This window comes from Paenibacillus sp. FW507-14B1B, from assembly GCF_058781425.1.
Genome location: NZ_JBYSWS010000001.1, coordinates 44,974 through 64,855, shown reverse-complemented (window position 1 = coordinate 64,855; position 19,882 = coordinate 44,974). Strand labels below are relative to the sequence as shown.

Sequence of the window (19,882 nt, the reverse complement as noted above, 5' to 3'; positions counted from 1 at the left end):
GTTTATGGTCAATCTATTAGGTCTTCTTATTCACTGCTCATCCTATCTTGATAGAAATGAATGCGGTTACCAAAAGGGTCAACCACAGAGAGCTCCATTGTTCCCCATGGCATCATCTCCAGACCGGGTCGCATATACTTGTACGCTTTGGAATTTAATTGCTTATGTAATGCCTCAATATTCTGAGTCTGAACTCGAATAGCTGAACCTGGGCAGCAATCACCATGATGTTCGGAAAGGTGTATGACACATCCACCTAAAGATATTTGCATGTATAACGGCATATTGTCTTCATATCGATGTTCCCAATCCATAGTAAAGTCGAGGAACTCTAAGTAAAACTCCTTCGCCTTATTCTCGTCAAAGATCCGAAGAATAGGTGTAATTGCATTCATGGATATATCAGATGAACCCACTTGCTTCATCTCCTTTTCATCAAATGTGCTGCAAATTTCTACTCACTTGTTGCTAAGGCAGCTTCAGATTCATTACCAGTAGCCTTTGATTCCTTTATCCATACGTACAAGTGCTTCCAAATAATAATAATCGCCCCAGATCATATAATTGTCGGGAGCCTGTCCCCCTCGAACATGATAGGACCCGTGCTGAATTAAGCCTTCAGCTTCTTTCAAATGACGAGTTGAGTACTTCTCCACTAACGATCTCATCATTCGATGCAGCGCATCATTCAAGTATTCACGTTCTGGATCATCAGGAGTCATCAGATCTAGAATCTCTAATATTCCACAGGCTGTAATTGCCGTAGCAGAACTGTCACGCGGTGTATCAGGTTCAATATCAACATCAAAATCCCAATACGATACATTATCTTCAGGTAAATGCTCAATGAAATATCGTGCCATTCGCTTAGCTGTATCTAGATATATCTCCTTCCTCGTATAACGATAACTGAGTGCAAAGCCGAAAACTCCCCATGACTGTCCCCGACTCCAGGTAGAGCCGTCCTCATAACCCTGATGTGTGCCACCTCGCAGAGCATTTCCTTGTATTTGATCAAAGTAAAATGTGTGATAGCTCGATCCATCTCCGCGGACTAGAAAACGTAAACTTTTCTGAGCATGTTTCTCTGCAATTTCATAGTATCTGCTATCGCCAGTCTCTTGATAAGCCCAGTGTAGAAGTGGCAAATTCATTAGACAATCGATAATAATTCTTCCACCGTTCTCTGGATCATTTTCCATCCCCCAAGCTTGAATTGCCCCAAAGCCGTCACGATATCTGTGCATAAGCTTGTCTGCTGCTAAGAGTGCTAATTCTCTAGCCTCTACATTTCCTGTAACTCTCCACTCAGCAACAGCAGATAAAGAATACAGGAACCCGATATCATGGTGATCCATTACGATATGATTGTCTAGTCGATGCTTAAATGATTTTAGCTGCTCAGTGGCTAGTTGTTTATAAGATTCATCTCCACTGTACTCGTATGACAACCATAAGAGCCCTGTGAAGAATCCGTCGATCCAGTCATTGTTTTGGCCCCAGTCGTATCTCAGTTCATTAGAAATATGCGGGAATAACCCAGGATGATTGGTCGCGTTACGCTTTACTATCTCCATTGCAGATTCAATCGCTTCTTTCCACATGAATAACACCTCATATTCAGATTTAGATGATTTTAGCCTACAACTACTACTCACATCATTACGGAGTCACCCTCTATATATAACAGATTGTGGAACTACTTGCGTGTGCTTTTTTATTTTTTGTGACCTTTTATGCAAAAAAAAGCGCCTGGCTCGTTCTCAGGCACTTTTTGATACATTGTACTCGTTGTTATATCTTAAACATTCCAATCAGTGGCATGATTGTCTTGATCATATTCATTCCTACTTGAATATGAGGGATCATTTTCCCGAACATTTCAAAAAGGCCCGGGCCTCCTCCGCCCTCTCCTCCAGCTGCTCCAGACAAACCACCCAGTCCACCAAAAAGGGAACTTAAAAACCCTGATATTTGAGCTCGATCCTGACTGTCGGCAATGGATTCAGGAAGTCTCATTTCAGGTCGTATACCCGAAAGGGTTACGGCATCCTTCTCCATTCTATCCATGATTCCAATATAATAACTTCCATCCTTTAAGACAACCATGACGGGTTGGCCGACAAGGTGAGCATTTTTATTAGTCTTTTTTCTTTTTTTGGTAGGCATGTTAATCACCTCACTTTTCATGTTCTCATATATCAATTTATTCAGCTCTTGTTCGATCTCCTGTGCCTTTTGTACATGACTTATAAATAGGGCACAAAAAATGGTGACTTCATCGACACTCGAAGCCACCAGAAGTCACCTTTTATAAACTCTCCCGTCTCTCTATGGATTGCTGTCTAAATTGTTGGGGAGATGCATGATATACTCGCCTGAACATTTTTGAAAAGTGTGAAAAATTAAAATATCCTAACTTTTGAGCAATATCCGATATTGGCATACCTGATCCCGTGATGAGCTCCTCAGCCATAGACATTCGAACATGCAGAATATAATCTGTGATCGATTCTCCCACTTCGCGTTTAAATAATCGAGACAGATAAGCAGGGTTAAGATGTACATAACTTGCGAGCTGTTCTCTCGTAATCGGTTCATTTAGATGATCTTGTATATATTCTTGAACTCGTTGAATCACCGAATGATGGGGCTGAATAGCCAGGTTATCATTCAGTGTCGTTACCCTTGCATTTTCTTCTTTTTCCGTTGTATTTCTTAGACTATGATACTCATGCTGTAATAGTTTGTGGTACGTGTCTGCTATTTCGTATAGGGAGGAACGTTCACCTATATAACATGAAACATTACAACTGAAATAGCTTTTGCATGATTGAATATATTCCACACACCATCTCTGCAGGTCATCAATCTCGACTAGATCATCCCCATACTCATAAAGCACAACGACGTTTACACCTTGTTTCGTTTGAATGACATTACCATTCCGATTACGTAACAGCAGCTCTGAAGCACCTTTACGGATGGCATACTCGATCATCTCTTCATCTTTCGTACTAAACTCACGTAGCCATGATTCCACACTGACCAAGATTGGAAGGCATATCACACCTTGAAGTGCAGTCAATTCATGCTCTTCAAGTATTCTTTCAATGTTGTCTGACGTACACACAATTCTTCGAGATAAGATATCATTCCAGAATTTATCAGTTATTAACGTTTTCTTTCTGAGCCAGATTTCATAATAAGGCTCATACTGTTCACGCAGTCTATTCACTTCACGCTCTTGCTGAATGGATTGAAGAGCTTTCGCTATAGTATCTTGTAAAACATCGAATTCAACTGGCTTTAGTAAATAATCAAATCCATCCAACTGGATCGCCCGCTTCATGAAACTAAAAACAGAGTGAGCTGTTAAGAATATCGTCTCTGTATCGGGTGAAATTTCATTGACATGTTCGAGTAGCTGAATACCCGTTCCTTTCGGCATTTCAATATCACAGATCATAATATCAATCGACGTTCGTTCAAACACCTGTAACGCATCTCGCATGTTGTAAGCCTCATATACTTCGGATATCTGCAGAGCTTCCCAATTCACTCCACTCTTTATCCCCATCACAGCGTATATTTCATCATCAACAATTAATACTTTAAACATGCGATTACCTCCATGAGTTATGAATATGAAGTCATTTCTCCAACGGTTCGGAGTGGCATTACGATCTTTATCCTAGCTCCTGAATTCGGTAGATTATCAAATTCTAGCCGTGCACGTTCTCCAAAAATATGTTTGAGCCGATACTTCACATTGGATATGCCTAAATGCTCTCCATTGTGGTTCTCCACAAAAGTTCCTTCTTGCAGTTGAGGTAAGATATCATCTGCGAATCCATTCCCATTATCAAAGATTTCTATCTCTAGCAGATCCTCTTCAGATAGTCGGACATCTATAGTAATGTGAAAAGGGTGGTCCATGAAGTCGAATCCATACTTAATGGCGTTCTCTATAAACGGCTGTATGAGTAGTGGCGGTATAGCCGCCTTTTCGGCACCTTCCGAAATCCGAATCTCGTATGTAACGTGTTCTGGAAATCTCACTTGTTGGATTTTGATATAACTCTCCATATGCTCTATTTCTTCTGCAATCGTAACTGCGATCTGATTTGTTTTCGTCATAAAACGGAAATAATGAACCAGATTCATACACATCAGTTGAATGACTGAGAAATTCTTAATCTCCGCAAGATTATATATAATATTAATTGAATTTAGTAAGAAATGCGGGTTGATCTGCAGTTGTAAATGTTTGAGTTCTGCCTTATGTGCTTTGATCTGTTCTTCATACACACTAATCTTCAACTCATGAATTTGTGCAGCCATGCTATTAAAGGTTTCATTAATCATTGTAAATTCCTTAGATTTCGATTCATGAAGACGAATATTCCAATCCCCATACTTAATCCTACGCATACCTCGAACTAGATTGTTCATTGGCCTCAGAATGATATCATTCAGATAGAACAAATATAAGAAGAGTACAAATAAAATTACAATCGATATCAAGATAATGCTTCTCCGAAAGTGATTCAGATTTTTCAGCATTTGAGATTCGGGTACAAACGCACTGAGAATCACATTTGTATCTTGAACGGGACTCATAACGACGATATAATTCTTGTCCCACTTCTTTACAACCTGATAAGATTCTGAAGACCGTGAAGGATCCAAGTGATCTGAATCGATGGATGCTGAACTTGTTATTAATTTACCTTCTTGACTAACAAAGCTAGCAAATCCTTGTTCTAATTGAATTAAATCTAAAGGGATCATCAAATTTTCAAGCTGGACGAAAGCACCCAGATAAAAGTCGTCCCCTGTATCCACTAAACGAATTAATGCATATTTATTAGCACTGTATTCGACTGCTTTCCATTCTAGGAAAATATCGCTGTCAGGCTTTACGTTCTTCACTAACTTCTCGATGCATGTCTTGATCGATAGCAACTCTTCATAGGACTTCGTCTTGATTGGGGTATTGAATAAATCTTGATTCTTCAAAGAATAGATAAATTGAAAATCTACACTATTATCAAACCGATGGTACCGCGTCAATGTATTCACGATTCTAGCTTTAGCTAAATAGTATTCATCCGGATCTTTTAACAACTGCGAAAGGGCAGCAATATCCGGATCTTCCACGGTGAAGTTATATAAGAAATTCGTCTCCTTATTAAGTGCAGCTTCGATCTGATGTGAATAGAGTATCATTGAGTTTTTATTGGATTCTGCCACCTGCTCCCTTATCGTATTTGAAGCATAGTAATTATTGTAGATCAACAATAAGACTAGAGGTACAGCGACCGTAACGAAACCAATAATCAGCTTGAAACGAAGTGTACGTTTGATATTCATTGCATGCATCATCTACCCCAGCTCTATGAGAAGGTTCTGTTTTTTGTTTTCACTGCTCTCTTGAGTATATTACATAAGAGATAAAAGGGAATCCCTTACATAGGACCTGTAAATAGAGTCCTAGCTCAGAATTCCCTTTTGTTACTTTCTTTGTTTGTGTCCTAATTCATTATTATGTTATTGCTGCATTTGTGCCCACTCAGCTAATTGTTTCTCTACTTCAGCTTTAATCTTATCAAAACCAGCTGCCTTGCGTTTTTCTCTCCACTTGGCTAACACTTTCTCTGGGTCTACCGCACCCGATCTTAACGTAGCTCCGAATTCCTTCTCAACATTCGCTATAGATGCCATTTCTGATTTCACAGGCTCTTGATTAAACGCGAATCCAAGTGCAATCGAGCGCTCTGCTCTCTCATTAAACTTCTTAAACTCTTCCCATTTATTCGGATCTTCATTGGCCCATAGATAGGAGTTGAATTGATTACCGAACATCCATCCGCCCGGATTTGGATAAGTTTGCGTATCTGCATTCATTCCCTCAGGGAAATCAATGATCGTATCCGATTTTTTCACATAATGAATGCCTTCAATTCCCCAATCTAGCATATTTAATAGTTTAGGGTCACTATACAGTAGATTCAGAAGCATCATAGCTCGAGCAGGATCCTTTGAGGTCCGAGAAATACCTAGCATCGCACCTTGAGCATCTCCTGTTGTTGTAAAAGGCTCTGCTGTTTCCACTTGGATGACTTCAACACCCGAGCTGAGGCTCATTTCTTTGTCTTTACCAGGCTTCAAAGATTGAGCTACGGCAAAAGCTTTCCCTGCCTTAATCATATTCATCCCTTGGTCTGCATCTGATGTGAGGATATCTTTATCGAACCAGCCATTTTGGTTCCATTGATACATGCGTTTGTAGAAATCGATAAACTTAGGGTCTTCTAACGTATCCACTGCTTTTACTTCTGTGCTATCCCTTGGAATAGATAAGTTGGCAACAATTCCATCGTAATTGGAAGCTTCCCAGATGTTCGTGAATTTACTTGACACCACAGGAATAACATCAGGCTCATTCTCTTTTATCGTCTTAAACATGACTTCCATATCTTCTAGAGATTTCACACCATTCGTATCAAACTTATACTTATCTACTAATTTCTTATCCAAGAGGAATCCAAAGCCCTGTCCGAATTCCTTCTTCGTCGGCAGTGCATATAACTTACCGCCAATTCTTGAACCCTTGATAAAATCGTCACCAAGTATTCCTGGGATGTCTTTACCGTATGTAGCCATTAAATCATCCAGCTCTAAATATTGTCCCTTTGCCACATCCTTCGGATAGGAGAACCAGCTAGCTGTAAACATTAAATCAAACGGCTCATTCGATATTTTCATCAGGTTTGTCTTATCATCCCAGGAAGCCCATTCAATGGGTTTTAGTTCAATGGTTGCGTTAATTTTCTCGGTTAAATATTTACTCATCTCATCTTGAACAAGCTGTAAATCTTTTGGAGCTGTAGCAGGATAAACAATAGTGATTTTATAAGGACTTAGCTCACTTGAATTCCCTCCTGCTGAACTTGGAGGAGTCTGTGGCGTTGCCGATTTACCCGACTCACCTTTTGCACAACCTGCTAACGCGAGCATTCCACACAGCATAATCATAAGTACTACATGATGTGGTTTTTTCATATGTCGCTATTCCCCTCTCTATTTCTCAAGTTTCATTAATGATTCACCAAGTTTATAGCTGTATACATATCTGTTGAATGGCCCACCTCCTCTTACGTCCTCAACTTGAAGGTTATATCAACCCTTCACTGCTCCGCTTGATATTCCGCTGATGTAATACTTCTGAAAAAATGGGTAAGCGAACAATAAAGGTGCAATCCCAACGATCGCTAGAGCCATTCGAACCGTCTCCCTTGGCATTTTGGCTAGCAGATCACCCACTTGTGCTGAACTGTTCGACTTCATGAGGAGGTATTGAATATTTGTCAGTGTCTTAGTCATCAAATACTGAATGTTATACAGTTCAGGTATGTCAATGAATAGCATACAGTTATACCAATCATTCCAATAAGCTAGTGTGTTAAATAATCCGATCGTAGCCATGATTGGCAGTGAAAGTGGAATGACAATTTTGAAGAAAATTTTGAGTTCACTTGCACCATCGATCGTTGCTGATTCAATAACGGCTTCCGGAATGGTAGAGGAGAAGAAACTTCTCATTAGAAGCACGTTAAAGGCACTTAAGAGGAGATTGGGAATAATCATCGCAAAGATCGTGTTTTTCAGATCAAACATATTAACATAAGTGATATACCATGGGACCATACCTCCACCAAACAACATCGTGAAGAAAATATAGAATGAAAGTGTGCGTCGGAACGGAAGCTCTGCTCGAGATAACGGGTATGCGAACAATGCTGTTATCATGAGACTTACAATGGTGCCTATGAGTGTCGTCAATATGGTTACACCGTAAGCTTTGGCAATCTCTGAGAAATCATTAAGCAAGAATTGATAGGCTGCAAAACTGATATCACTTGGAAATAAAGAATATCCATTTTGGAGAATTGAATCTTCACTCGATATCGAAACCATAAACACGAGAACGAAAGGTAGTAAGGATACAATGGTAAAGCCCCAGAAAAATAGATGGATTAAGGACGGGCCAATATGCTGCGTCAGATTCGTTTTCTTCACCATTCTTTGCCCCCTCGATTCAAAATAAAGCATCCCGTTTATTAATCCGTCTAACTGCTGCATTCGCTACAAGAATAAGCACGAAGCAAACGACCGATTGATAAAAGCCTGCTGCTGTTGACATGCCGATATCACCAGATTGGATCATCGCGCGGTAAACAAACGTATCAATCGTATTTGTAGTAGGAATGAGTGCTCCTGTATTCATCGGAACTTGATAGAATAATCCAAAGTCAGACCGAAGTATTCCACTTACAGCCAGAAGTGTCATGGTAGTAATGATCGGAGCAATTAATGGAATCGTTATTCGAGTCATCTGTTTCCACTTCGAAGCTCCATCGATCGTTGCAGCTTCATAATACTCCTTATCAATTCCAATAATAGATGCAAAATAGATGATCGATAGATAACCGACATTTTTCCATGCGTTAACGATGACTAGAATATAGGGCCAATATTTTGGTTCTCCATACCAGGAAATAGCCTCACTACTGAACCATTTAATTAAGAGACTGTTGATTAACCCGCTATCCACATTGAGGAAACTATATACCAGATAAGCCACAACGACCATGGAGATGACATGCGGTAACAGAAATGTACTTTGATAGAATCGACTGATTACCTTATCCCTGATTTCATTAATCAGTAGAGCAACCAGAACGGCCAATATGAGATTCAAAATAATAAAAACAAAGTTGTATAAAAAGGTATTGCGAGTAATGACGTACGCATCTTGTGAGTTAAACAGAAATTTAAAGTTATCTAAACCAGCCCAGGCACTCCCCCATATTCCATCAACATAATTATAATTTTTGAATGCAAGAATCACACCGTACATCGGGATATAGTTGTTAATAAATAGATAGACAATGCCTGGCAAAGTCATAAGTAACAACCATTTATACTTGTTCAGACTTCTCTTTAATCTCATCATTTTCTTCATAATCCAGCCCCTTTCTTTCAAGTCTTGTAAGCCTTCACAACCTAATTCTATAATGTAGGCTTTAGACGCAACCACTATCCTAATGACTTTCTGATACCATTATGGTGACTTCTTATAACAATCGAATATTTGTATTGACAGCAACAATTGATCTTATTATGCTAGGGACTTAATCATCAGAAATATCACTAGAATGAGGCTAATCATATTATTAAAGGAGGTTTTCAATCGTGAACAATGTAAGCGAGATTCAACGCGTTTTTATTCTGGGGATGGATGGCGCCGGTAATTTCATTCAGAATACCCCAACACCTTTCATAGACGCATTCTTGGCCAAAGGAGCAGTAACTTACAACGCACAAGCACAATCACCGACGATCAGTGCAGAATGCTGGGGGTCTGTACTTCATGGAGTTGTCCCGGAAAAACATGCGTTAAATAATGAAATCGCTGCCAAAACAGCGTATCCTTCAGATTCCCCTTATCCATCGATATTCCGACTCGTCAGGGAGGCTTCACCTGAAGCGAAACTTGCTGCATTCTCATCCTGGACTCCGATAAATTCTGGGATTATAGAGGATAATCTCGGAATACATAAAGAGTCGAAGCCCGATGCAGAACTTGTTGCTGCGATTGAAGCTTATTTAGAACACAATGCTGATGTGAAGTTACTGTTTATGCAATTGGATGAACCCGATGGCGCTGGTCATACCTACGGCTATGGACCTGACTCACCTGAATACTTGAATGCGATTACAACAAATGATGAATTATTCGGTCGTGTAATTACATCCATAGAGAATCAAGGGCTCCTAGACCATAGCCTTGTAATCTTGCTCACGGATCATGGTGGCGGTGGGAGCCACGCATACAGTCATGGAAGTGATCATCCGATGGATAAGAATGTATTCTGGGGATGTGTAGGACCGGGAGTAGCTGCTGGGACTTCTCTTCCCGAGCTATTCATTGTGGACACTGCCGCTGTTGTGCTTCATGCCCTGGGGCTCCAACAGCCGGCTTCGTGGGATGCTAAGGTTCCGGAAGGGTTATTCAGCAAAGAGAATGTCATTTAGGAACAAAAAAAAGACGACCTCGGAATCGAAATCTTCCGATGGTCGTCTTTTGAATTTGAATTAAACCAGTTCCTTAGCAAGTGCTGCTGCGGCTTCTTTAACTTTTTCCATGCCCTCATTAATGATTGCATCTTTACGCTCTGGGAAAGCATTGTGACCTTCGATCACTACTTCATTGATGATTTCCATACCGAATACGCCACCTACAACATTGCGCATGTAGTTTACACCCATTTCTAGTGGAGCTGCTTCAGGAGTGGAGTAAATTCCACCACGTGCAGATAGGAAGATGGCTTTCTTATCATTCATCATGCTAACCAGTTGGCCTTGCTCATTATATTTGAATGTGAATCCAGCTTGATATACATAGTCGATGAATGTTTGAAGTTTCGCAGGAATGGTCAGGTTCCATAGTGGGAACGCGAATACAACAACATCAGCTGCTGTAAGAGCATCCATGGCTTTCTGTTTAGCTGCCAAAATACGTCCTTCTACATCTGTCAATTCTGCACCACTTTGAACTTTACCGAATGCGTTGAACAGATCTTGGCCGAAGTAAGGCATATCTTCTTCATATACATCGTAAGTAGTTACGTTAAGACCTTTCAATTCTTCCATGAAAGTTTCGTACATTTTGCTCGTTACAGCTTCGGAAGCTGGACGGTTATTCGCTTTGACTACTAGAATATTCATTTAATTAAAATCCCCTATCATTATGTTATATATCGATAATATAAACAGCTAATAAACATCATGTGTTTACTATAGCACCTTTTCTTTTGTTAGTCACTATTTTTATTCAATCTCATTCCAAAATGCAACATCAGAAAGAGGCATTCTCACAGATGGGAAGGCAGGTTTAGCCGCTTTACCTATCGCGATAAGCATAATGCTCTCATAATGCTCAGGAATGTTGAACTCCTGCTTGAACATCTCCCGATTAAATCCACCCATAGGAACAGTATCATAACCTCTCGACTTCGCAACCAACATTAGCTGCATCGATACTAAACCACCGTCGATATCCACAATACTCTTCTTTCTCGCATCATCTAAATTGCGATACATCGTATTCGCAGTCTGAATGAACTGCTGTTTGACTTCCTCTGGCATGATCCCAGCTTCTTGAGCTTGAGTGTAGATCTGTTCGCCTTTTTCATACCATTTCATATCCCCTAATACAGCAATGACTGCAGAGGCTTGCAATACCTGCGCTTGATTATTCGCGATTGGATGAAGCTTCTCTTTCAGTTCTTGCTTATCAATCACAAGAAATCTCCACGGTTGCAGGTTACTTGAAGAAGGTGCATACGTAGCCTCTGTTAACATCTCCTCCATCTCTTCTCTGGAGATAATTACGGATGGTTCATAATATCTTACGGAACGACGTTCTTTCACAACCGTTTGAAAATCTTTCTCGATTACTGTGGTCATTAAAATCACAACTCCTAATCATTTAATGTGTTGAATTCCGCACAGTTAAAAGCTGAAAAATACTGTGTTTATATTCGCACAGTATAGATCATCTGAAATTCCGTTGTCAATACACTAATCCATCTTCTTTACAATATCCGCAATGGTATAGGATTTGAGTACTTGAAGCGTGCTCTCTTCAACTTCGGACAAGACATCTGAAAATGCATTTTTCATCTGGCCGCCAACACAGTTCTCTCTAGCAGCATCCAGCATACTTTCAGCGATCGTTGTATGGATTTGGAGTGCACTATATACATCAGCAAGTGAGATCATATCTGCACTTTTGAATAAGCGGTAGCCTCCATCTCTTCCCTCACGAGCTTCGATGATATGTTCATGGGCCAAAGCCTTTAGAATTCTTCTCAACAAAGTAGCATCCGTGTGTAAATGGGATGCCATATCGCCACTTGAACACTTTCCTGCATGTTTCTCTAAGACAACAAGTGCTTGCAATGCTAAACTAAAAGTTTTATAGGTGGATGGGCAGGCCATTGCCGGTCTCTTAGACGATGAATTAGTCACTTTTGTAATACCTCCCCTTTTTTGACAGTGATCATGAGATCATTCTAACCCACATTATAACACAGAAGCACCACATCACTTCATAAGCTTACCCAACTCAAACAGTCTATCAAATATAATCTGTGAAGCTTTGGATACTTGATCTCTTTTCTCATAATTTAACCATGCCAACTCTTCGATCTCTGAAGCTGGACTTAACTCACCTTCAAAATCCGCAATGTAGCATGACATATTTACTATTGTCCCTGTCTCTTTACCATGTGCCTCTGCTTGGAAGTTACCGAAGTGTGAGATCGTATCCTCCTTTATATGTACAGACAATTCTTCTTCGATCTCCCGCTTTAGCGTGTCGATATCAGATTCGCCTGCTTCCCTCTTCCCCCCGGGGAAATAGTAGGTGTCCTTTCCTTTGGAACGAGCGCATAAGACTCGTCCATCCTCGATGTGTATCCATGCTATTTTATCGATCGCTTTTGTCATACTGATTCTCCTTTTTTAAATACGATAATGCCTCCAATGATGATCAGCACACCTAACAATTGATTCATAGTAAACGGGACTTTTTCAAGGCCAAGCCACCCAAGCGAGTCCCACAAAAGCGCGAACCCAAGTTGTGATGTCATGACAATCGATATTGCAAATGTGGGGCCGAGTATTTTGGTTCCTTGAACTAAACATATAACAACGCCAACACCAATGAGACCACTGAGCCAGTACCAAGGCTGCATCTGATGAAGAATGCTGAACGTGTCCTTCCCCTCAACCAGTAAACTCATCATCAATGAAGCTACAAATCCCAGACCCAAAACTAGCGCCGTTGTCGCCCAAGAACCGGAATGTTCATTCACCCTATTGTTAAAAATATTCTGTATACTTACTAGCGATCCTGCCACAAGTGCTAACAAAAGTCCTAAAATCATGATGTTTACTCCCCTAGCTGTTCTTATTCATTCTACACAAAACTAACTATTCGTAAATATTGTTCTCTGCCCTTTCGCTTAAGCCATCTCGATTTAGGATCTGAATGAACCCTTTCCTGCGCTCAATCAGCCCCTCCTCACAGAACTTCTGAATGACTCGGTTTAAATGTCTGTAGCTTGTTCCAATTAGATTAGCTGCATCCACAAGACTTGGAGTACTTACTTCTCCTTTTATTAACGCATCAGAATCATCATATGAGATAGACATCAAATAACTAGCCAGCCGAACTTCTACGGGATGCATGAGATTAAAACTTAAGAAATTGGATTTAATATAAAATTTCTTGGTAACGATCTCTAATAGAAATTGTAAAAAAGGTGCATGTTCTTTACCAAATTTGTTCAACCAGTGGTGATGTATACCGATTGTTTCGACAGATGACACAGCCTCTACGGTATTAATCATGTCATAACCTTGGACATATTCTATATCTCCGATAACTTCAAGTGGTTTCTTAAAAGATAAGATAAGTGCTTTCCCTTGCGCTGATGTAGTATAGATCTTCACCTTACCCTTCACGAGAATATACAACATGCTTGCTGGCTGTCCTTGAGAACATATTAGCTCCCCTTGGTCGAAACAGGACAGAGACACATGCGGTAACCATTCCTCTGTAAAAATATGTTCTAATTGATACGCTCGAAGATATGACTGTAATCGATCTCGATCTCTATCTTCTTTCATGTAAGAAGATCCCCTCCAAGTTTGAATTCCACCTGCAAAGTTTCTAGATGTATACTTTCTCGCTTCAATTTGACCGAGCGGTTCATAATTTGAGTATGATGACACCCACAATCATCATCCCAATGCCAATAAACTGCGGAATCCTCATCTTCTTCTTCACAACTCCGAACCAACCATTAATATCGATTAAGAACGTAAGAAATAGCTGTGCGATCAGCAAGGTGGCGATCGTGAATGTAACTCCTATCTTCTGAATAGCGGTAACCTCACCAAAAATAATAAGAGCAGCTAAGGCTCCGCCTGTCAAATAGAGTGGTTTAACTTTCTTAAAACCTTTCCAGCTTCCATCTCGGACAAACATGAGGATTACCAGTGCCATAATAAACCCTGTTAACTGTGTAATTGTTGCAGCCTGCCATGTTCCAATATCCCTACTGATTCGGGCATTGGATACACCTTGTAATGTAATACAGGCCCCTCCTAATAATGCAAAAATAATTCCTCTCATTGCCTTAACTCCTCATTTACTTGTTATGACTATTATTAAAAAGCATTTACAACAGCTTAAGGTAGGACATATGTCCTCAATCTAATTAAAGAAAGAGCTCATCAAAGTTATCGTAACCTCTCTCTATAATAATCTCCATGAATCAAAGCCATTAATCGGGAATATGACGCATTGCATTTATTCTACAGCCAGAGTACTTAGAAATTAAAACAAGCTGATTCCTGCGAAATACAGGTATCAGCTTGTATGAAGAATAAATGAATATTCTAATATTAAAGAATAATTCCTTTTGAAGTTCTAACACTCGGTAAGGAATGCCCCGATGTTCTAGCTACGAATATCCGATCTACATCTGGACCAAAAGTAATTCCTTCAAACACGACATCCATGTCATCTGCAGCTTTTTCGGATACAGCCATTGGAGTCATTTCATCCAAAGTGCGATATAAAGAAATTACGTCGTCTTTATTCACATGTTTAATCGTGATTTGACCGGATTTATCGATCTGAATATCTGATGTTACTACCTTTGGAGATTGTTCAGGATAACGTTCATCGAACAGTTCAAATGCATAGATCCGTGTATGACCACTTCCGTCAATGCTCGTCTGTGCAGGCTCGATGATCTGTAGTCGAACAAATCTTGCTGTTACTTCATCGAGAGGAATGCGATTAATAACATCTTCCCGATTATCGATGACTTCATCCACCAAGGTGAAATGTTCGCCATCATTACTTGCAAGAATCTGCGCATGGCGGGTATTCCAAACCTTTGTCTCTCGAGCTTCCGGATGCCCACAGTTCACTATTCGATATTGTCTAACGGTCTTAGGTTCCTTAAGATCAATTGTAAGATGTGGACGATGTTCTTTCGAGCACCACTTCCCACTATTAATAACTCCATCAATCGCTTTATCACCATTCTCATTGTCATTCACACTGCTAGATGCTGTTGCTGTTACACCATCAGACTTCAGAGCAATATTCTTCATCTCATAATGAAGTTTAAGTGCCGGTTGTTCCGTTCCTGCTTTAACTGCAATGAGTACGATCATCTCTGAAATAAACGGCTTGATCACATGTATACCTACGTCCACGGTGAAGTCCTGCGGAACGCCGTCTTTCAGACGATGTACCTTACATTGTTCCATCGCGTTTAAGCACTCAAGCGCAGCTTCATTATGACGCTCCATAGCTATGAGGTCATCTTGTTGTAATGCAGTCACCGCTTGGATCACATGCTGTGAAGATTGTGCCATCAACTTGAAGGCATCAAGAAATGGACGTAATTCTTCAACTAAATGCGCATTCTTACATTCATTAAAAATACGATCAGCCGCGATTTCCATGCGCTTGAACTGAGCCAATAGTTTATTAGCCGTCTCGGTGACATCAAGTCCTTGTTCCAGACCTGTTCTTAGTTCCTGAACATCCTCTTTCAGGTACCAGGACTCATCAAACAAGAAATCACCACTAACACCACCATCATCTAGAAGATAACAACTATTTGATGCAAAAATCTCTAAATCTTCAGCTACTTCAGGAGCGAGCACTTTAAAGGATGCTGAGAAGCTGCGCTCACTATCATACGCTGCTGTATTCCAGTTATGATCTGCAATGCAGACCAAAGCCTGCTTCGATGCTTGAGGCTGGTTCATCGGATTCGAGAAGAAACCGTTAACGTTATCCAAATCCGAACTCAAATTCTCGATTTTGCCCATTAATATTTTAGCGTCGCAATAATCGTTAACCGGATAGTTCCACCATACAGACAAATTACGATCGGATTCAATAGCACGCTTCGGAGAATCATACTGTTCTTTAGATATGTTAGACATCGTAGCTGCGCCAGTCCACATGATCTCGACATCTGAATGAAGTGTTTCGACAAAAGGCTTGAAGTATTCGGTCATGGATGGACCCCACGCTTCGCAGTATCTCGTACCTACGGTGATCAGAGGTCTAATATCATGATGTGCTTTAATAAATTCAGTATCAATTCTATTGATAAACGCTGCTTGCTGTAATCCATTCGGTATACCTACAAGATCATCGAACAAGACTCCAAATTGGCGTACACCCAGTGTGTAAAGCTGTTCTAACTTCTTAATAGCAGATTGAAAATCTTCTTCTAATGAAAGATCAATAGAATCGCCAGGGTGAATAGTCCATACAAAATTGAGATTATTAGCATGGCCAGCTGCCGCTAGTTCAGCTATTTCTTGTGCTTTTTCAGCGGGGTAAAAGTCTCTCCAATGACTTCTATGGTAAGGATCATCCTTAGGCGCATAAATATATGTATTTAATTTCTGCTGCCCACCGAATTTCATCAGATCCATTCGATCGTCATGACTCCATGGATAACCATAAAATCCTTCAATATATCCACGATAGAGGATATCTGGATAGTCTGTAATCTTACACTTTTTAGCTGTTCGATCTGTTAACTGACTCAGAATAGAATCTAACGTCACGACACCATAATGGATTCCATCGGCATCGTAACCAATAATGGTGATTTGGCCGTTTACATCCCCATTAATAATGAGCTGATACCCTTCTTTATGGTTGATGTCAGAAAGGGATTCGGTATGAATACTACGTAACCAAGCTGAATTCTTCTGCTCTTGAGTGGAAAGATAGATATTCGTTTTGTCTTCAGCATATTCATCTGAAACTGTAAATGTATAACCGTTTACAGTAAGTGTTTCCTGCAGTTTAGGTAAAGTAGCTTCTTTCAGATTGCCATGAATAACGATATGAACATGACTTGTTAAGCTAATCTCTTCCCCGTAACCTATTATTTCTTGTGGAACAGGGGTAATGTCATACATGGTGTTCGTCGTTACATTCGTTTGCATTATAATCTGTCCTCTTCTCTCCTAGTGAAAGCCAAGACTTCTATCCAACACTTCTGCCTTTCACGATGTGGTAAAATAATAATATTGCACTTATTCTGACATCACGTTATAACACTCTTACCAAGGTGTCAATTCATTAGGTTCGTAATGATCATTGTTGTATAATAAAAAATAAATAATCCATAAAACACATATGTCCGGAGGATTAATGAATATGAAGCAAAATATTTACGACGACCCTAACTTTTTCAACAATTATAGTCAAATGCCCCGCTCTGTTGATGGACTGAAAGCCGCTGGTGAGTGGGATGAGCTTCGCTCCATACTTCCTAATCTGCAAGATAAAAGAGTGCTGGATTTAGGATGTGGATTCGGCTGGCACTGCCGCTATGCTCGCGAACAGCATGCTCGCAGCGTTGTTGGCATAGACCTCTCAGAAAATATGCTGGCACGTGCTAAACAAATAACAGAAGATCCTGATATTGAGTATCGTCAGTTAGCCATCGAAGATATTGACTTCCCCGAAGGACAATTTGATGTTGTATTAAGCTCTCTCGCCCTCCACTATGTGGAGCAATTCGATAACGTAGTTCAAAAAATTCATCATTGTCTTGTTCCTGGAGGAAGTTTTGTACTCTCTGTAGAGCATCCGGTGTTCACAGCTCTTGCTGCACAAGATTGGCACTATGATTCACAAGGTCAGCGTATGCATTGGCCAGTCGATAACTATCAGGATGAAGGATTAAGACAAGCTAATTTTCTTAAAAATGATGTCCTAAAATACCATAGGACGGTTGCGACGTATATGAATACATTAATTGAGACAGGTTTTACGATCACGAGAATTTCCGAACCTAAGCCTTCGGCTAAGATGTTAGACGAAATTCCCGAAATGCGGGATGAGACCCGCCGTCCAATTTTCCTCATTATCGCGGCAGTTAAGAACTAAAATTAATAACAACATGTAAAAGGGTTTGTCCTGAAAGGTCCAATGACCTACGGACAAACCCTTTTGTATATTCATGAGGTATTATTCTAAGATCACATCTTTATCCTTAATCTGCACTGTACCATTCGTCATAGACGATTGATATAACTGTTCTTTAAACTCGTTCAGGGATGGAGGAACATCAGATTTATCTTTTTGAGCAGATTGTATGTCCTGTTGAATTTTAGCAGCTACATTTTGCTTACTTAACAATTTCTGATATTCAGGTGGCGCGATTTTCTCCCAATAATCCTCTTCAGTGACCCCCATGGTATCAATCAATTTCTTGTGTGTATCCTGGACTTCTTGAGGCTGCTCACTTAATAGCTGTCTCATTCTAACTGCCTCTTGTCTTCCTTCTTCTAAAGAAGCAGAGACCCCTTCTTTATCCGCAAGTTGCAGGAACAACTCTTCTTTAATCAAATGTTTCAAAATTTCAGAGTCCGTCAATGTCTCAGGAGAAGTGCTGTTATATTCCTTATAGTTTAATAATTGAATATTAGTAATTGTATTTGAACCTACCTGTACCAGTACCTTTTCCTCGGACAGTTTATTAACTTCAATATTTTGGGTAGGCTGTGAAGTTAGAGTATTCTTAGGAGAAGATGATAATAACCCTAAAGTAACAGCACCTGTCAGCAACAAGCCTAAAGCAACGAGCACTTTCATGTTTGTTCTCAAGTCTAATATATCCTCCTTTCAAGAACGGTCGATTTGTTACCCCATCTATATAAACGCACCCCATCCAGAAAAAGTTACGGAAAATACGCTAGAAAGCACAACAGCGATGGGAGGAATGATTCGTACGCATAGCGTCTAACAATAGGAAAAAGAAGCTATACCGCAAGATCTTGGATCTTTTGGGATAGCTCCTATCCTGTTTAATACATTATTATTTCAAGTTCGATATTTCATAAAGACCGCTTTGAAGAACGATTCTACCGAGATTCGTCCCTTCCATAGTAACTTTGGTTTCGAATATCCCAGGTGTGCTTCCATCAGGAAACCATAGCCGCTGCTTATCCACCACTATCAATAACCCCTCTGCGTCGCCAAGTGCTGCGAATTGCACTCCGTCCCCACTCCAAAGTTCAAGTCCAAAGTTATCTTTCAGATCTTGTGCGGCCTGTGAAACGTTATCGGAAGGAAGACCAATCTCACTGATCCGAAGCAAATGCTGTGGTCCGAAAACTTCATTCGTCGAATTGTTTAGTGTATGATGAGCTATGAATTCGACCAGATTACCATCTGGATCGTAGAAATACATCGCTGTTGCATTCCAATTCTCGAATATGAACTCATTCTGTCCATCCTTGGAGAATAGTGAAATCCCCCGTCCATTTAACCACTGCTTCGCTTCTGAATATTTATTGGTAGGAATCGTAAATGCAATATGATAATGCGTTTGTTCATTCATTGAAGCTTTGCAAAAAGTGAACCTCGTACTGCCCACCTGAAAAGATATTTTTAGAGGTTGATCTTCTAACACATCCAGCCCAAGAAGCGTACCGTAAAAACCTTTGATCTCTTCCAATTGATGTGATCTTAATATGACTTCAGATAATTTCATACGGTTTCCTCCTGTTGTAATATTTCTCTTTATTTTCTCATTATAGATGAAGATCAGAGACTTGTCCGATCGATTGTGGGAATTCTGCTACAACCCATCTCTCATCAGAATCGGATATGAAAATAAAATAAAAAGCTGTCCCAGAGTAGAATAGATCTACTATTGGGACAGCTTCCATAATTAGCTTA

At 40.1% G+C, this 19,882-nt stretch carries 20 protein-coding genes; 2 read left to right on the top strand and 18 right to left on the bottom strand.

Annotated features, from left to right (window positions below; translation table 11 throughout):
- Nucleotides 1-26: 26 nt before the first annotated feature.
- The 8 genes from AC3WJJ_RS00310 to AC3WJJ_RS00275 all read right to left on the bottom strand — a co-directional run bounded on the left by AC3WJJ_RS00310 (nt 27) and on the right by AC3WJJ_RS00275 (nt 9,031).
- Nucleotides 27-395 (bottom strand): glyoxalase superfamily protein, encoded by a 369-nt coding sequence (locus tag AC3WJJ_RS00310; RefSeq protein ID WP_492536953.1) that lies wholly within the window; start codon nt 393-395, stop codon nt 27-29.
- 93 nt (nt 396-488) lie between these two features.
- A complete protein-coding gene (locus AC3WJJ_RS00305) occupies nt 489-1,604 on the bottom strand; it encodes a glycoside hydrolase family 88 protein (RefSeq protein WP_492536951.1) in 1,116 nt (371 codons plus the stop codon).
- Between the two features lie 190 nt (nt 1,605-1,794).
- Nucleotides 1,795-2,298 carry a hypothetical protein gene (locus AC3WJJ_RS00300; RefSeq protein WP_492536949.1) on the bottom strand — a complete coding sequence of 168 codons (504 nt, stop codon included), beginning with the start codon at nt 2,296-2,298 and terminating at the stop codon, nt 1,795-1,797.
- A 13-nt stretch (nt 2,299-2,311) separates the two neighbouring features.
- Nucleotides 2,312-3,622 carry a response regulator gene (locus AC3WJJ_RS00295; protein WP_492536947.1) on the bottom strand — a complete coding sequence of 437 codons (1,311 nt, stop codon included), beginning with the start codon at nt 3,620-3,622 and terminating at the stop codon, nt 2,312-2,314.
- A gap of 17 nt (nt 3,623-3,639) precedes the next feature.
- Entirely contained in the window at nt 3,640-5,376 is a 1,737-nt protein-coding gene (locus AC3WJJ_RS00290; protein ID WP_492536945.1) for a sensor histidine kinase, read from the bottom strand.
- Nucleotides 5,377-5,553: 177 nt separating this feature from the next.
- Nucleotides 5,554-7,068, bottom strand: a complete 1,515-nt coding sequence (locus AC3WJJ_RS00285) for an ABC transporter substrate-binding protein (RefSeq protein ID WP_492536944.1) — start codon at nt 7,066-7,068, stop codon at nt 5,554-5,556.
- 117 nt (nt 7,069-7,185) lie between these two features.
- Entirely contained in the window at nt 7,186-8,088 is a 903-nt protein-coding gene (locus AC3WJJ_RS00280; RefSeq protein WP_492536942.1) for a carbohydrate ABC transporter permease, read from the bottom strand.
- A gap of 16 nt (nt 8,089-8,104) precedes the next feature.
- Nucleotides 8,105-9,031, bottom strand: a complete 927-nt coding sequence (locus AC3WJJ_RS00275) for an ABC transporter permease (protein ID WP_492536940.1) — start codon at nt 9,029-9,031, stop codon at nt 8,105-8,107.
- A 230-nt stretch (nt 9,032-9,261) separates the two neighbouring features.
- On the opposite strand from AC3WJJ_RS00275, the gene AC3WJJ_RS00270 reads away from it, so the two are divergent.
- A complete protein-coding gene (locus tag AC3WJJ_RS00270) occupies nt 9,262-10,104 on the top strand; it encodes an alkaline phosphatase family protein (RefSeq protein ID WP_492536938.1) in 843 nt (280 codons plus the stop codon).
- 60 nt (nt 10,105-10,164) lie between these two features.
- Here the strand turns inward: AC3WJJ_RS00270 and AC3WJJ_RS00265 are convergent, their stop codons facing one another.
- From AC3WJJ_RS00265 to AC3WJJ_RS00230, 8 genes are all read right to left on the bottom strand, one after another.
- Nucleotides 10,165-10,797, bottom strand: a complete 633-nt coding sequence (locus AC3WJJ_RS00265; protein ID WP_492536936.1) for an FMN-dependent NADH-azoreductase — start codon at nt 10,795-10,797, stop codon at nt 10,165-10,167.
- A 102-nt stretch (nt 10,798-10,899) separates the two neighbouring features.
- Entirely contained in the window at nt 10,900-11,538 is a 639-nt protein-coding gene (locus AC3WJJ_RS00260) for a nitroreductase family protein (RefSeq protein WP_492536934.1), read from the bottom strand.
- A gap of 114 nt (nt 11,539-11,652) precedes the next feature.
- Nucleotides 11,653-12,102 carry an RrF2 family transcriptional regulator gene (locus AC3WJJ_RS00255; RefSeq protein WP_492536932.1) on the bottom strand — a complete coding sequence of 150 codons (450 nt, stop codon included), beginning with the start codon at nt 12,100-12,102 and terminating at the stop codon, nt 11,653-11,655.
- Between the two features lie 75 nt (nt 12,103-12,177).
- Entirely contained in the window at nt 12,178-12,582 is a 405-nt protein-coding gene (locus AC3WJJ_RS00250; protein ID WP_492536931.1) for an NUDIX hydrolase, read from the bottom strand.
- Entirely contained in the window at nt 12,579-13,022 is a 444-nt protein-coding gene (locus tag AC3WJJ_RS00245) for a DMT family transporter (RefSeq protein ID WP_492536929.1), read from the bottom strand. Before AC3WJJ_RS00245 ends, AC3WJJ_RS00250 begins: the two co-directional genes overlap by 4 nt.
- 46 nt (nt 13,023-13,068) lie before the next feature.
- Nucleotides 13,069-13,767, bottom strand: a complete 699-nt coding sequence (locus AC3WJJ_RS00240; RefSeq protein ID WP_492536927.1) for a Crp/Fnr family transcriptional regulator — start codon at nt 13,765-13,767, stop codon at nt 13,069-13,071.
- A gap of 82 nt (nt 13,768-13,849) precedes the next feature.
- Nucleotides 13,850-14,275 (bottom strand): DMT family transporter, encoded by a 426-nt coding sequence (locus AC3WJJ_RS00235; protein ID WP_492536925.1) that lies wholly within the window; start codon nt 14,273-14,275, stop codon nt 13,850-13,852.
- A gap of 272 nt (nt 14,276-14,547) precedes the next feature.
- Nucleotides 14,548-17,136 carry a glycoside hydrolase family 84 protein gene (locus tag AC3WJJ_RS00230; protein WP_492536924.1) on the bottom strand — a complete coding sequence of 863 codons (2,589 nt, stop codon included), beginning with the start codon at nt 17,134-17,136 and terminating at the stop codon, nt 14,548-14,550.
- Nucleotides 17,137-17,350: 214 nt separating this feature from the next.
- On the opposite strand from AC3WJJ_RS00230, the gene AC3WJJ_RS00225 reads away from it, so the two are divergent.
- Nucleotides 17,351-18,085 (top strand): class I SAM-dependent methyltransferase, encoded by a 735-nt coding sequence (locus AC3WJJ_RS00225; RefSeq protein WP_492536922.1) that lies wholly within the window; start codon nt 17,351-17,353, stop codon nt 18,083-18,085.
- Between the two features lie 81 nt (nt 18,086-18,166).
- Here AC3WJJ_RS00225 and AC3WJJ_RS00220 read toward each other — a convergent pair whose 3' ends face one another.
- Both AC3WJJ_RS00220 and AC3WJJ_RS00215 read right to left on the bottom strand, forming a co-directional pair.
- Complete coding sequence (locus tag AC3WJJ_RS00220; RefSeq protein ID WP_492536920.1) at nt 18,167-18,805, bottom strand: hypothetical protein; 639 nt, start codon at nt 18,803-18,805, stop codon at nt 18,167-18,169.
- Nucleotides 18,806-19,016: 211 nt separating this feature from the next.
- On the bottom strand, nt 19,017-19,694 hold the full coding sequence (locus AC3WJJ_RS00215; RefSeq protein WP_492536918.1) for a VOC family protein: 678 nt from the start codon (nt 19,692-19,694) through the stop codon (nt 19,017-19,019).
- Between the last annotated feature and the right edge of the window lie 188 nt (nt 19,695-19,882).

What these genes read in the sequence shown, in the direction of transcription:
- AC3WJJ_RS00290 (WP_492536945.1), bottom strand. Translation starts at nt 5,376, where the DNA reads ATGAATATCAAACGTACACTTCGTTTCAAGCTGATTATTGGTTTCGTT.
- AC3WJJ_RS00310 (WP_492536953.1), bottom strand. Translation starts at nt 395, where the DNA reads ATGAATGCAATTACACCTATTCTTCGGATCTTTGACGAGAATAAGGCG.
- AC3WJJ_RS00250 (WP_492536931.1), bottom strand. Translation starts at nt 12,582, where the DNA reads ATGACAAAAGCGATCGATAAAATAGCATGGATACACATCGAGGATGGA.
- AC3WJJ_RS00240 (WP_492536927.1), bottom strand. Translation starts at nt 13,767, where the DNA reads ATGAAAGAAGATAGAGATCGAGATCGATTACAGTCATATCTTCGAGCG.
- AC3WJJ_RS00285 (WP_492536944.1), bottom strand. Translation starts at nt 7,068, where the DNA reads ATGAAAAAACCACATCATGTAGTACTTATGATTATGCTGTGTGGAATG.
- AC3WJJ_RS00245 (WP_492536929.1), bottom strand. Translation starts at nt 13,022, where the DNA reads ATGATTTTAGGACTTTTGTTAGCACTTGTGGCAGGATCGCTAGTAAGT.
- AC3WJJ_RS00235 (WP_492536925.1), bottom strand. Translation starts at nt 14,275, where the DNA reads ATGAGAGGAATTATTTTTGCATTATTAGGAGGGGCCTGTATTACATTA.
- AC3WJJ_RS00225 (WP_492536922.1), top strand. Translation starts at nt 17,351, where the DNA reads ATGAAGCAAAATATTTACGACGACCCTAACTTTTTCAACAATTATAGT.
- AC3WJJ_RS00265 (WP_492536936.1), bottom strand. Translation starts at nt 10,797, where the DNA reads ATGAATATTCTAGTAGTCAAAGCGAATAACCGTCCAGCTTCCGAAGCT.
- AC3WJJ_RS00295 (WP_492536947.1), bottom strand. Translation starts at nt 3,622, where the DNA reads ATGTTTAAAGTATTAATTGTTGATGATGAAATATACGCTGTGATGGGG.
- AC3WJJ_RS00305 (WP_492536951.1), bottom strand. Translation starts at nt 1,604, where the DNA reads ATGTGGAAAGAAGCGATTGAATCTGCAATGGAGATAGTAAAGCGTAAC.
- AC3WJJ_RS00260 (WP_492536934.1), bottom strand. Translation starts at nt 11,538, where the DNA reads ATGACCACAGTAATCGAGAAAGATTTTCAAACGGTTGTGAAAGAACGT.
- AC3WJJ_RS00275 (WP_492536940.1), bottom strand. Translation starts at nt 9,031, where the DNA reads ATGAAGAAAATGATGAGATTAAAGAGAAGTCTGAACAAGTATAAATGG.
- AC3WJJ_RS00230 (WP_492536924.1), bottom strand. Translation starts at nt 17,136, where the DNA reads ATGCAAACGAATGTAACGACGAACACCATGTATGACATTACCCCTGTT.
- AC3WJJ_RS00215 (WP_492536918.1), bottom strand. Translation starts at nt 19,694, where the DNA reads ATGAAATTATCTGAAGTCATATTAAGATCACATCAATTGGAAGAGATC.
- AC3WJJ_RS00280 (WP_492536942.1), bottom strand. Translation starts at nt 8,088, where the DNA reads ATGGTGAAGAAAACGAATCTGACGCAGCATATTGGCCCGTCCTTAATC.